Origin of the sequence: Paenibacillus sp. yr247 (genome assembly GCF_900103825.1) — a bacterium.
In the GTDB taxonomy this organism is placed as follows: Bacteria; Bacillota; Bacilli; order Paenibacillales; family NBRC-103111; genus Paenibacillus_E.
The window spans coordinates 623391-636008 of the sequence record NZ_FNIF01000001.1 but is presented as its reverse complement, the minus strand read 5'-3'; the positions used below and the strand labels follow the sequence as shown (position 1 = coordinate 636008).

Here is a 12618-nt window from a genome sequence, read left to right as displayed (position 1 = left end):
AAAAAAATAACAACCACTAGGGTTGTTGGGTAAACCAGTTTATTTCTGATATTTCTCCGTCTCTGTCGACTCAATTTTCTCATAGCTGATATAGTTGCCGTAAAGTTCTTCTAAAGCAACACCAACATGTTTGTGGGCCTTTTGGTTTTTCAAATCTGATTTAGCGCCGTCACGCAGGGAGCGTGCTCTTTTGGAAGCAGCTACAACGAGCGAATACTTGCTATCCACGATATCAAGCAGTTTATCAATTGAAGGGTATAACATTCAATTCACCTCATCCATCCATTGTACGATTTTTGGATACATCCGATCTTTTTTGCAATGTTCAGCCGTAAGAATCGCTTGTATCTTGGAGCAAGCCGTATCTACATGATCATTTACAATCGCATAGTCATAGTGCTCCATCAAGCGAATTTCGTCCATAGCGACCGACATGCGGCTGCGAATAACTTCATCCGTTTCAGTACCACGCGTTACAATGCGATTCTCAAGCTCATCTAGGGAAGGCGGCAATAAGAAGATGAAAACACCTTCGGAAAACTTTTGTTTGACCTGCAGAGCCCCCTGCACTTCAATCTCCAAGATGACATCTTTGCCGGAGCGCAGCGTTTCTTCAACAAAACGTTTCGGAGTACCGTAGAAATTACCTACGTATTCAGCCCATTCCAACACTTCATCCGTCTCAATCAAATGCTGAAATTGCTCCCGCGTTTTGAAGAAATAGTTCACACCATCCACTTCCCCTTGTCTAGGAGAACGGGTTGTCGCCGATACGGAGTACACGATATCCGGTGAGCACTTGCGCAGCGCAGCACAAACGGTTCCCTTGCCAACACCGGATGGACCGGATAAAACAATTAAAATGCCTCTCTCACGCTCAAGGGTATTCGTATTACTCGTCATGATCATCGTCCTTGTTGGAAAGTCTATGCGCTACCGTCTCTGGTTGTACTGCTGATAATATCACATGATCGCTGTCAGTGATAATAACAGCACGGGTTCTTCTACCATATGTAGCGTCAATCAGCATGTGACGATCACGCGCTTCTTGAATGATCCTCTTGATCGGAGCCGATTCCGGACTTACGATCGAGATAATACGGTTCGCCGATACGATGTTGCCGAACCCGATATTAATTAATTTGATAGCCATTAGGACTTCCTCCTCGCAAAGCTCCATGCCGCTTCACTCGATATTCTGTATTTGTTCGCGCATCTTCTCAAGCTCTGCTTTCATCGTAATTACTCTAGCCGTAGGCTCCGAGTGATTTGACTTGGATCCGATCGTGTTCACCTCTCGATTCATTTCTTGAATCAAGAAGTCCAGTTTTCGTCCAACAGGCTCTTTCTCTGTTAGCAATTGGTCACATTGCCCAAAATGACTTTTCAGTCTAGTCAATTCCTCATCCACATTCGAACGATCTGCGAATATCGCAATTTCTGTTGCTAAGCGCTGCTCATCCACAGGCGTTTGATCCTGCAGAAGAGACTGAATTCTACTGGTCATCTTAGCAGCGTAATCTTGAACCACTTGAGGCGCTAAAGCTTCCAGTTCAACATGGATCCGCTTCAGTTCTGCCAAGCGTTCACGAATATCTTGCTCCAGAAATGCTCCTTCCCGCAGTCGCATATCGGATAACCTGGCAACGGCCTCCTGCAAGCAGGCGCACAATTCCTGTTCAATCTCTTCATCAGGTTCTTTCCGCGACTCCTTCATCTGAACGAGATCAGGAATTTTCAATAACTCTTTGAGCCCGACCTGCTCGGCATATCCATAGCGTTCCTTCAACTGCTCCGCAGCCTGCAAATAGGCATCTGCCAAAGCAAAGTCAACCGTTACGCTCTTAGAGGAAGCCGCTTCACGTTCCGCTGTGACGAAGACGTCAACGCGTCCCCTCTTCACTGCTTGCAGTACCGTTTTCTTCAAAGCATCTTCAAAAACCGCCCATTCCTTAGGCAATCGAATCGACACTTCACTATACCTATGATTGACCGATTTCACATCGATAAACACTTTGTATCCCGCAAAAGAACGATTCGCTTGTCCGAATCCGGTCATACTGCAAATCATCCTAATCACATCCATTACCCTATTTTAATTCATTTTGAAAGTGGGTACAAGTGGAAATCATGTCGATTTGACTTTTCCCAAACATACTTTGTCAGGTCTACGCACATCTCGTATGCCAAAAAGGGAGTCATGAGATAAATGCCATTAAAGTAAGGCATCGCCGCATCCAGCAGCTCTTTGGCAATCTCAACGCCCATTGCCCGCCCTTCTGGACCCTTGAGTCCATTCATGCGTGCTCTAATTGCGTCGGACAACCGAATACCAGGAACTTCATTATGAAGATATTCGGCGTTCCCTCCGCTGGCTAGCGGTGCAAGGCCTATGAAAATCGGTATATTTAGGTGCTTGGTTGATTCATAAATTTGTTCAATAAGTTTAGTGTCGTAAACCGGCTGCGTCATGATGTAATCAGCGCCAGCCTCGATTTTGCGTTCCAAACGCTGAATTGCTTTATCCAAATGCTTGACATTCGGGTTAAAAGCAGCGCCGACAACGAAGTTGGCCTTTTGCTTCAAGGGTTTACCAGAGAAGGCAATACCTTCGTTTAGCTGTTTAATCATACGTATAATCTCGAATGAGGTCAGATCGTAAACTGAGCTGGACCCGGGAAGATCGCCGAATTTGGCAGGATCGCCGGTCACAGCCAGCACATGGTCGATGCCGAGCGCGTGAAGACCCATCAGATGGGACTGCGTCCCAATCATGTTGCGGTCGCGGCACGCGATATGAACCAGTGGACGCGCGCTTAAGCGTTCCTGTACGAGGTAGCCGAGAGCTAGATTGCTCATGCGCGTCACCGCCAGTGAATTGTCGGCCATCGTAATGGCGTCGACATGTGCATCCTGCAGGGCCTTCGACCCCTGCATAAATTTCTCAATGTCGAGATCCCGTGGGGGATCCAGCTCGACAATGACGGTTTTGCGCTGCTTCACGATTTCCAGCAGCGAGGGTTTGACTGCCGGCGGCGCAGGCTTCGCCGGCGCGGGCTCAATCACGCGCACAGCTTGCGCGGAGGCCGTTCCCGGCGCAGCCGGGACGTAGCCTTGAAGCGCGTTAGCGACAGCGGCGATATGCTCCGGCGTGGTGCCGCAGCAGCCGCCGATGATGCGTGCGCCGAGATCGGCCAAGCGCATCGCGCTCTCGGCGAAGTACTGAGGCGTCGCCGCGTAAGTGTAGTGCCCGTCGACGTAGTCGGGCAGCCCCGCGTTAGGGAACGCGGAGAATGGTATGCCGGCGAGCGGAGCCAACTTCTCCAGCGAACGGAGAATCCCATTCGGGCCAACGCGGCAGTTAAAGCCGATGACGTCAGCTCCGTCGTCGCGTAACCGTTTGAACGCTTCTTGAAGCGGAACGCCGTCCTGTGTGCTTCCGGTTCCTTCGTTCGCAAACTGACAAATGACGGGCAATTCGCTCATGCTGCGAATGATCCGCAGCGCTAGCTGCAGTTCCTCCAAATCGTAGAAGGTCTCCAGCAATAGTCCGTCCACAGGCGAATCCAGAAGGATGCCGATCTGTTCTCGCAGTGCTTCCTCAACATCGACTGTGCGAACGTTTTTACGCTTACCTGCACGAATAGAACCAATTGCCCCAACGACATACGCATCGTTCCCGACAGCGTTCCTGGCTAGCTCTACTCCTGCGCGGTTAATTGCCTCTACGTCGCCTTCTAGTCCGTACTTCGATAGTTTTTCACGGTTGGCCGAGAATGTATTCGTCTCAATAAGACGAGCACCTGCCTCAAAATAGCGGCGGTGCACGTCAGCAACCGTTTCAGGCCGAAGCAAATTCAGTTCTTCATACGAAATGCCAACCGGAAATCCCATCTGATATAAATAAGTCCCCATAGCGCCGTCACCGGTCAAAATGTCCCGCTTCAGCGCCGCGCGAAGATCCAATTTCATGATAAAATCCCCATTTACTAAAAAAATGTAGTTATACTGTAACACAAATTAAGGGAGATATTAAGAAAAACGTTTATCAATAATTCTGATACGTTCCTTCAAACACTTCTTCCGCAGGTCCAGTCATATACACATGGTTGTCATCTTCATTCCACTCGATGAACAGATCTCCACCTTTAAGAGAAACAGTTGCTTGGCGGTCAGTCAAACCATTCAATACGGAAGATACGAGCGTTGCACAAGCGCCAGTTCCACAAGCAAGCGTCGGACCTGCGCCTCTTTCCCATACACGCATATCGGTGTGTGCACGATTTTTCACAGTTACGAATTCAACATTAATTTTTCGCGGGAACATCGGATGTACTTCAAGCTTCGGCCCCCATGTAGCAAGATCGAAATTCACAGCATCATCCACATAAATGACACAGTGTGGGTTGCCCATGGAAACAGCCGTAAAACGAAATTCTTTCCCGTCTACTTCGATCGGATGGTTAATGACTTTAGCCTCATCTACCGTCGTAGGGACCTCAAGGCCATTCAAGATCGGTTGACCCATATCCACACGAGCAGTCACAACTTTACCATCCTGCACATTTAGTTGTACCTTTTGGACGCCTGCGCCTACAGTTTCAACGGAAATCTCTGTTTTGTCGATCATTTTATGATCGTAGACATATTTAGAAACGCAGCGGATCGCATTGCCACACTGCTCGGCTTCGGTTCCGTCGGAGTTAATAATGCGCATCTTGAAATCAGCATTCTTAGAAGGAAGAATATAGACTAGGCCGTCAGCACCAATACCAAAAAAACGATTGCACAACTGGATAGCAAGCTGATCCACACCAAAAGGAAGTTCTTTCTCACTAGCAACTATAATAAAATCGTTGCCTAGACCATGCATTTTCGTGAAATTCATTGTTTACAGCACTCCAAGTAAGTGTTTTAGCCATTATCATAGCGTAAAAATGCTCAAATGCATAGCCCTTTACCCGTTTCTTGACGATTATCTCCCTTTTACGCCATTTCATGAGTATCATCCCCCCCATTTACAGGCAAAAAGCCGCCTCTTGGCAGCTTTTACGCATTTCATATTCATCTAAAACTCGGCTTCGAAGAATTATAAGAAACAGAGCCTTGACCCTTGTTACGTTTAGGCGACAACACACTGCCCAGCCCCATTAAGAAGGTCGGAATGCCTGCAGCTATCAGGACCAGAATCCAATCCTTCCAACCGAGGGGAACGGTTTTGAAGATCGGTTGAAGAGCTTCCACATACATAACGGCCAGCATCAACACGAGCGAGGATAACACAGCGAAAACAAGGTAACGATTTTGCAAAGGATTTCGGTGAAAAATAGAGCGTGAGCTGCGGCAATCGAACACATGAATGAGCTGAGCCATAACCAGTGTGGCGAATGCGACGCTTTGCGCTTTCAGTAAGGTATTGGCATCGGTAGGATTGACTCGTAATACGAGCCAAAAAGCCCCCAATGTGCAAACGCCGATAAGAATCCCCCGGGAAATGATTTTCCAACCTAAACGTCTTGCGAAAATATTTTCCTTCGCCGAGCGCGGCTTGTGCTGCATCAAGTCCTTCTCCGCTTGATCCACACCTAACGCCATTGCAGGAAGGCCATCAGTAACCAGATTCACCCACAAAATTTGAATAGGTACAAGCGGCAAGGGAAGACCTGCCATCATCGCAATGAACATCGTCATAATCTCGCCCACATTGGAGGCAAGCAGATACCGGATGAATTTACGAATATTTTCATAAATACCTCGTCCCTCTTCAATCGCTGCAACAATGGTTGAGAAGTTATCGTCGCTGAGAATTAAAGAAGAAGCTTCCTTCGACACATCCGTCCCTGTGATCCCCATCGCAATACCAATATCAGCAGCTTTAATGGCTGGCGCGTCGTTCACCCCATCCCCCGTCATGGCGACGACATGTCCTTTGCGCTGCAAAGCTTTGACAATTCGCAGCTTATGTTCAGGGGATACCCTTGCATAAACGTAGGTATCATTGACTTTTGCATCCAGCTCATCGTCCGACAGTCCCGTAATCTGCTGCCCACTCATGCTGACCCCGTTTGATGGAATCATGCCAAGCTGCTTCGCAATAGCCTCGGCTGTCGTCTGATGGTCGCCTGTAATCATGACGGTTTTGATGCCTGCTTTACGGCACTTCGAGATGGCTTCACGCACTTCTTTGCGTGGCGGATCGATCATGCCAGTTAATCCGACAAAGATCAAACCATTTTCCACATCTTCATAATCATCATAGCGGTCACTGCTCTTAAGCTCTTTGTAAGCAATCCCTAGGACCCGTAAGGCGGATTTAGCCATACCTTCATTGGCAGAAATCACTTTCTGCTTAAGGGTAGGTGTGAAAGGAATCACCTTTCCATCCCATAGAATATAGCTGCAGTGCTGAAGTAGAACGTCAGGGGCTCCCTTCGTACAAGCCATACGCCCATTCTCCGAAGTTACAAGTACGGACATCCGTTTACGCTCAGAATCAAAAGGAAACTCGGCAATTCGTTTATATTTCTCGCTAAGCGATTCCTGGGTAATTCCACTCTTCGCACTGAGGACAACTAAAGCCCCTTCGGTCGGATCCCCTTTGATGTTCCAAACAGAAACGATGCCCTCTTTGCCATCCTTGCCCTTCTTCCGTTTCAACTCCTGCTTCTCTTCATACAAAGTCGCGTTATTACAAAGCACGGACACCTGCAGCAGTCTACTTAGGGACGGGTTTTTGAGAATGTCGGCGTTTTGACCGCCTAGTTGAATATTTCCAACCGGTGCATAACCGTCTCCCGTCACTTCCAAAACGTCACCGCCCACCCATAGGTGAGTAACTGTCATTTTGTTCTGAGTCAGAGTTCCTGTTTTATCGGAGCAGATGACAGAGGCGCATCCTAGAGTCTCCACTGAGGGCAGCTTTCTAACAATGGCTTTGCGCTTAATCATTCGCTGTACGCCGAGTGCGAGCGCAATGGTTACGATGGCCGGAAGTCCTTCAGGAATAGCCGCAACAGCTAAACTGACACCTGCAAGGAACATGGCATAAGGCGGTTGTCCATGCATAATACCTGCGACAACAACGAGAATCGTTAGCGCAATGGCTACAATGATCAAAATCTTCCCAAGCTGCTCCAAGCGATGCTGCAATGGCGTTTCCATGGATTCTGTGTTTTGGATTAGGTCGGCGATTTTCCCCATCTCGGTGCTCATCCCGATACGAACAACAACGGCTTTAGCCGTTCCACGCGATACCATCGTACCCATGAAGCCTAAATTACGCTGATCCCCTAGCGGTACTTCATCGTTCGGGATGACCGATGTTTGTTTACTAACAGCAACAGATTCCCCTGTAAGGGCTGACTCCTCGATATATATGCCATTCGTCTCCAGAAACCGCACATCTGCAGGTACCCGGTCGCCGCTCTCGAGTAAAATAATATCACCTGGGACCAAATCACGAGCCGGTATTTGATGAACTGCGCCTTCTCTCCATACGTTCGCGTTTGGAGCAGACAGTTCTTTAAGTGCACGTAAGGAGCGCTCTGCACGAAATTCCTGTGTAAAGCCAAGAATGCCATTCATCACAATAATGACGACAATCGTAATTGCGTCTAAATATTCGCCCAACAAGCCGGAAATCAGGGTCGCCCCCAATAAGACCAGCACCATGAAATCTTTAAATTGGTTTAAAAGCAGCGTAATCGGAGAGACACGTTGCCCTTCTGACAGCTCGTTTCGACCTACTTCAGCCTGCCGTTTCCAAGCTTCTTCCCAGGGCAATCCTTGCTGCGCGCTTACCTGCTGTGACTGCAGGACTTCCTCCGATGTCAACTGGTACCACTTATTCTGACTCATCTGCCCTTCTCCCTCCCACTTCCCACTTAATCTCGCCTTTAACTCATACGTAAATGTATTCAGACAAGCCGGAAAATATCCCTGAAATCATCTTTCCTGCCGACTAACGCTTAAGTTTTTGTGAAAAGTATGGCATCATAGAGGTTAGCAAAGTTTTCAACCTAGAATGGAGTTGTATGTATCATGGCTTTAGACGGACTAGTCCTTCATGCAATTGTTCACGAATTGCAGGCATGTGTAGGAGGCCGAATTAATAAAATTCATCAGCCCAGCGAAAATGACGTTATCCTGCACATTAGAGCACAAGGGCAAAATGTTAAGCTTCTTCTTTCAGCGAATCCAACCTATCCTAGGGTTCAAATCACCGAGCAGTCGCAGGTAAATCCAATGGATGCCCCAATGTTCTGCATGCTGCTTCGTAAGCACTGTGAGAGCGGCGTTATTGAAGCTGTGGAACAAATTGCCATGGAACGAGTGATCCGCATGCAAATTCGTCATCGTGATGAATTAGGAGATATGAGCACCAAACACATTATTGTGGAAATTATGGGTAGACACAGCAATATCATTCTTCTGGATCCGGAAAATGAAACGATTCTGGACGGTATTCACCACGTAACGCCAGCCATCAGTTCCTATCGGATTGTCATGCCGGGAAGCAAATATGTTACACCTCCCGAGCAGGATAAACAAAATCCACTTGAGGTCGATGCCTTCGCGTTCTTTCATGCTATTGACCAGGTGTCTGGTGAAGAGTCCAAAGATAAACCTGAACAAAGGCTTGTCGCAGCATTTAGTGGGTTAAGTCCTTTGATTGCCAAAGAAATTGTATTCCGCAGCCGCCAAGACGGGAACACCGAGCAAGAGGTAAACCCTGCAGCATTGTGGAAAGCTTTTGACGGTGTCATGACGGCTGTACGCCATCATAGCTACGAACCATTCATTGTAGAGCAAGAGGGCACAGGCAAATTATTCTTTGCCATGACGCATTTATCGCATATTGCCGGTCAGTCAACAACGTATTCAACGCCCAGTGCCTGTTTGGAGCAATTTTATGGCGATAAGGCTGAAAGAGATACCGTTAAACAGCGTGTGGCTGATTTGCTCCGTTTTTTGCATAATGAATCGAATAAAAATGTTAAAAAACTGGAAAAACTGCAGGAAACCGTCGATGACTCGAAAGATGCCGACAAATTTCGGATTTTCGGTGAGCTGTTGACCGCCTCCCTCCACAAGTTTAAAAGAGGGGATCAAGAAGTCGAGACCGTAAACTACTATGATGAGCATCAAGCAATGATCAAAATTAAGCTGGACCCGCTGCTGGGTCCTTCCGAAAATGCTCAGCGGTATTTTAAAAAATACACAAAAATGAAAAATAGTACGGCGATTGTAGAGGAACAAATCGAACAAACCCATCAAGAGATTACGTACTTGAACTCCCTGCTGCAGCAGCTTAGCGTCGCTTCATTAACCGATATCGAAGAGATCCGCGACGAGCTAATGGAGCAAGGTTATGTACGTGACCGCAACAAAAAGCAGCGCAAAAAGAAGAAAAAAGACAAGCCCGCATTGGCCTGCTACCTATCCAGTGAAGGTGTCCCAATCTATGTTGGTAAAAATAATACGCAGAACGAATATTTAACGAACCGACTTGCTGCTTCGATGGATACTTGGCTGCATACGAAGGATATTCCCGGCTCTCACGTCGTTATTCGGAGCGACAGCTTTTCAGAGTCCACCCTACTGGAGGCTGCGCAATTGGCTGCATATTTCAGTCAAGCGAAACACTCCAGCCAAGTCCCTGTTGACTATACAACCATTAAACATGTCCACAAACCGAATGGCTCCAAGCCCGGATTCGTGATCTATGTCAATCAAAAAACGTTGTTCGTTACGCCGGATGAGAACATGATCAAACAGATGAATGTAACGATAAAATAACAGAGGAAAATAAAGAACCTAGCGTCGTAATTAAACGCCAGGTTCTTTGCTGTGTAGTGGGTACTCCCCCAAGTTCAATCGCTTGTCACTATTTCAGTTCCAGCTGTTGAATCAAAGATAATAGATATGATTTCACTTGTTCCTGTAAATCCGGACGCTGTAAGGCCATCTCGATGGTCGCTTCAATGTACCCCATCTTGTCGCCAACGTCGTAACGTTTAGCTTGCATCAGATAAGCGGCCATTTGCTGCTGTCTATTGAGCACACGTAAAGCGTCGGTCAATTGAATTTCGCCGCCGCGGCCAGGCTCTTGTCTCTCCAAGATACCGAAAATTTCCGGCATGATGATATATCGACCGATAACCGCTAAATTCGAAGGCGCCTGATCACGGTCTGGTTTCTCAACCAGATCTTCAATCAACCGGTAGCTATCACAGTTATTTGCCGGAGATACGATTCCATACTTACTTACATCCTCCCATGGCACTTCTTGGACAGCAATAACAGACGTTTCTGTTTGCTCGTAAATATCCATCATTTGCTTAAGTCCAGGCGGCGACGATTGGAGAATATCATCCCCAAGTAGAACTGCAAATGGCTCATCTCCGATAAATTTGCGAGCGCACAGGATAGCATGACCGAGTCCTAAGGGCTGCTTCTGCCGAATGTAATGAACATCTGCCAGATTGGAAACGGATTGCACCATTTTAAGCAGCTTTGTGTTTCCTTTTTCCTCCAACATCATTTCAAGCTCAACCGATTTGTCAAAATGATCCTCAATCGCACGCTTGTTGCGTCCGGTAACAATAATAATATCTTCAATGCCAGATTCTATCGCTTCTTCCACAATATATTGAATGGCGGGCTTATCAACGATAGGCAGCATTTCTTTGGGCTGCGCTTTGGTAGCTGGCAGGAATCGAGTGCCTAAACCAGCTGCCGGGATAATCGCTTTACGAATCTTTTTCATGAACGCTGCTCCTTCCCAGTTGTAGGCTTTGTAAGACATCGATCCCTATTCGCTTCGAACCGATTGGTGCGTGGAATACTACACCGCCCCGTTCACCATGGAAATCGGAACCAGCTGTTATGAGAAGTCCTGTGCGCTGTGCAAGGAGGAGGTATTTCGCCTCATCTTCCGGTGTGTGATCAGAGTGATAGACTTCGATACCGTCCAAGCCTTGTTGGGTAATTGTGTCTACGAGTGCATCGTCATGGTAAATACCTGGATGTGCAAGGACGGCCTTCCCTCCTGCATCATGGATCCACTCAATCGCTGTAGCAGGCTCAATTCTTGGTGGGTTGGCATAGGCGGCAGCTCCAGATCCTAAATATCGGTCAAACGCCTCGCTGATCGACGATACATAGCCTTTTTTCAGCAGTACAGCAGCAATGTGAGGCCTCCCGACCGTATCGCCTTTGCGCTTGATATTCTCTACTTCCCGCAGCACCTCCGCCATCGTAACGTCCAGACCCAGCTGCTGCAAACGATCAACAATCATGTTATTGCGGGTATCTCTCGTTTCACGCAAAGACGCCAGTCTCTGAAGAAATTGCGTATCATCAATTTGTATATAGTACCCAAGTACGTGAATATCCTGCCCACAGGCAACGGTTGAAATCTCGACCCCTGGTACGACCTCAATACCGAGCTTCAGGCCCGCTGTAAGCGCCTCCGCTACCCCTGAGACTGTATCATGATCGGTTATCGCTATAGCCCCTAGACCAGCCTCGAAGGCCATCTGAACGTTAGCTGCAGGGCGCTGGGTCCCATCCGAAGCTGTCGTATGTGTATGTAAATCCGCTTCCATTCTTGCTGACATTTTCTTTCCCCTTCCTTCATTGTAGGACATCTATGAACAGTTCTGAAGCGAATTGTATGTTTAAAGAAAGCGGCTCAAATCTTCTTGCCGCAAGAAGGTCATGAAGCTTACTGCCGATATGGGCAGCAGCGTAGAGTTCAAGTAGATGGCATAGAAGCTGCGTTCGAAGGTAATGTTTTCAATCGTCTTCACTTTAAACAGACCTAGCGTCACTTCATGCTTCACGGACGACTGGGAAAGAATTGAAATCCCAAGACCCGCTTCAACAGCCGATTTAATAGCCCCTGTGCTGCCTAGCTCCATCACAATCTTCATCGATGAACAATCCATGTTGCAGCGGGCGAATTCCTCTTCCATCACCCTTCTGGTCCCAGAGCCTTGCTCACGAAGAACGAACGGATATTTCAACAGCTCTTCCAGTGTTATGACGTCCATGTCCGCTAACGGATGATCGGCTGGGACAATGAGTTTAAGCTCATCGCTAAGAATAGCTTCAGTATGGACATCCGGATGATGAATTGGCGCTTCTACAAGCCCGAAATTGAGCTGATGACCAAGAACCTCGTCCAGTATCTGAGTCGTATTCATCACTTTCATCGAGACAGAGATGTTGGGGTAGTCCTTGCTGAATGGTCCCAGAAGACGCGGTAAAATGTATTCCCCCATCGTCAAGCTAGCGCCCAACTGCAGCCGACCTTCAATCATCTTAGTGAATTTAGACATGGCAACGTCCGTTTCGCGGATAAGCTCAATGCTGTTCTTAGCGAACGGTAACAGGGCTCGTCCGGCTTCGGATAGCTCAATCTTTTTGGTGCTGCGATGAAATAGCTTCACACCGAAATAATCTTCCAGCGATTGAACTTGCATGGTCACAGCAGGCTGTGTCATATGTAGGGCCCCAGCTGCATGAGAGAAACTGCCTTTCTCCGCCACTGTATAGAAAATATGCAGTTGATGAAAATTAAGTGCCATGTAAACCCGCCTCTCTTTGTATCCA

11 protein-coding genes are annotated in these 12618 nt (G+C 47.6%); 1 reads left to right on the top strand and 10 read right to left on the bottom strand.

Going from position 1 to position 12618, the window contains the following annotated elements; translation table 11 throughout:
• Window positions 1-39 precede the first annotated feature (39 nt).
• The 7 genes from rpoZ to BLT91_RS02895 form a co-directional block, all read right to left on the bottom strand.
• Window positions 40-264: a DNA-directed RNA polymerase subunit omega gene (rpoZ, locus tag BLT91_RS02925; protein WP_090816379.1), complete on the bottom strand. Its 225-nt coding sequence runs from the start codon at window positions 262-264 to the stop codon at window positions 40-42.
• Window positions 265-903 (bottom strand): guanylate kinase, encoded by a 639-nt coding sequence (gene gmk / locus BLT91_RS02920; RefSeq protein ID WP_090816377.1) that lies wholly within the window; start codon window positions 901-903, stop codon window positions 265-267.
• Complete coding sequence (remA, locus tag BLT91_RS02915; RefSeq protein ID WP_009672664.1) at window positions 893-1153, bottom strand: extracellular matrix/biofilm regulator RemA; 261 nt, start codon at window positions 1151-1153, stop codon at window positions 893-895. The genes gmk and remA overlap by 11 nt, the downstream gene beginning before the upstream one ends.
• Before the next feature lie 33 nt (window positions 1154-1186).
• Window positions 1187-2071 carry a YicC/YloC family endoribonuclease gene (locus tag BLT91_RS02910; protein ID WP_090816375.1) on the bottom strand — a complete coding sequence of 295 codons (885 nt, stop codon included), beginning with the start codon at window positions 2069-2071 and terminating at the stop codon, window positions 1187-1189.
• 29 nt (window positions 2072-2100) lie between these two features.
• Entirely contained in the window at window positions 2101-3972 is a 1872-nt protein-coding gene (locus BLT91_RS02905) for a bifunctional homocysteine S-methyltransferase/methylenetetrahydrofolate reductase (RefSeq protein ID WP_090816373.1), read from the bottom strand.
• A 76-nt stretch (window positions 3973-4048) separates the two neighbouring features.
• Window positions 4049-4888, bottom strand: coding sequence for a diaminopimelate epimerase (gene dapF / locus BLT91_RS02900; protein ID WP_090816370.1), 840 nt, complete (start codon window positions 4886-4888; stop codon window positions 4049-4051).
• A gap of 176 nt (window positions 4889-5064) precedes the next feature.
• Window positions 5065-7857, bottom strand: coding sequence for a calcium-translocating P-type ATPase, SERCA-type (locus tag BLT91_RS02895; RefSeq protein WP_090816368.1), 2793 nt, complete (start codon window positions 7855-7857; stop codon window positions 5065-5067).
• A gap of 183 nt (window positions 7858-8040) precedes the next feature.
• On the opposite strand from BLT91_RS02895, the gene BLT91_RS02890 reads away from it, so the two are divergent.
• Window positions 8041-9798: an Rqc2 family fibronectin-binding protein gene (locus BLT91_RS02890; protein ID WP_090816367.1), complete on the top strand. Its 1758-nt coding sequence runs from the start codon at window positions 8041-8043 to the stop codon at window positions 9796-9798.
• Window positions 9799-9886: 88 nt separating this feature from the next.
• Here the strand turns inward: BLT91_RS02890 and galU are convergent, their stop codons facing one another.
• The 3 genes from galU to BLT91_RS02875 are packed head-to-tail and all read right to left on the bottom strand — an operon-like array spanning window position 9887 to window position 12593.
• Entirely contained in the window at window positions 9887-10768 is an 882-nt protein-coding gene (gene galU, locus BLT91_RS02885) for a UTP--glucose-1-phosphate uridylyltransferase GalU (protein ID WP_090816365.1), read from the bottom strand.
• Window positions 10752-11621, bottom strand: coding sequence for a PHP domain-containing protein (locus BLT91_RS02880; RefSeq protein ID WP_254776760.1), 870 nt, complete (start codon window positions 11619-11621; stop codon window positions 10752-10754). Before BLT91_RS02880 ends, galU begins: the two co-directional genes overlap by 17 nt.
• A 60-nt stretch (window positions 11622-11681) precedes the next feature.
• Window positions 11682-12593 (bottom strand): selenium metabolism-associated LysR family transcriptional regulator, encoded by a 912-nt coding sequence (locus BLT91_RS02875; protein WP_090816363.1) that lies wholly within the window; start codon window positions 12591-12593, stop codon window positions 11682-11684.
• Window positions 12594-12618 lie beyond the last annotated feature (25 nt).

Excerpts from the sequence above, each read along its gene's own strand:
- rpoZ (WP_090816379.1), bottom strand. The coding sequence starts at position 264 with ATGTTATACCCTTCAATTGATAAACTGCTTGATATCGTGGATAGCAAG.
- gmk (WP_090816377.1), bottom strand. The coding sequence starts at position 903 with ATGACGAGTAATACGAATACCCTTGAGCGTGAGAGAGGCATTTTAATT.
- remA (WP_009672664.1), bottom strand. The coding sequence starts at position 1,153 with ATGGCTATCAAATTAATTAATATCGGGTTCGGCAACATCGTATCGGCG.
- BLT91_RS02910 (WP_090816375.1), bottom strand. The coding sequence starts at position 2,071 with ATGATTTGCAGTATGACCGGATTCGGACAAGCGAATCGTTCTTTTGCG.
- BLT91_RS02905 (WP_090816373.1), bottom strand. The coding sequence starts at position 3,972 with ATGAAATTGGATCTTCGCGCGGCGCTGAAGCGGGACATTTTGACCGGT.
- dapF (WP_090816370.1), bottom strand. The coding sequence starts at position 4,888 with ATGAATTTCACGAAAATGCATGGTCTAGGCAACGATTTTATTATAGTT.
- BLT91_RS02895 (WP_090816368.1), bottom strand. The coding sequence starts at position 7,857 with ATGAGTCAGAATAAGTGGTACCAGTTGACATCGGAGGAAGTCCTGCAG.
- BLT91_RS02890 (WP_090816367.1), top strand. The coding sequence starts at position 8,041 with ATGGCTTTAGACGGACTAGTCCTTCATGCAATTGTTCACGAATTGCAG.
- galU (WP_090816365.1), bottom strand. The coding sequence starts at position 10,768 with ATGAAAAAGATTCGTAAAGCGATTATCCCGGCAGCTGGTTTAGGCACT.
- BLT91_RS02880 (WP_254776760.1), bottom strand. The coding sequence starts at position 11,621 with ATGTCAGCAAGAATGGAAGCGGATTTACATACACATACGACAGCTTCG.
- BLT91_RS02875 (WP_090816363.1), bottom strand. The coding sequence starts at position 12,593 with ATGGCACTTAATTTTCATCAACTGCATATTTTCTATACAGTGGCGGAG.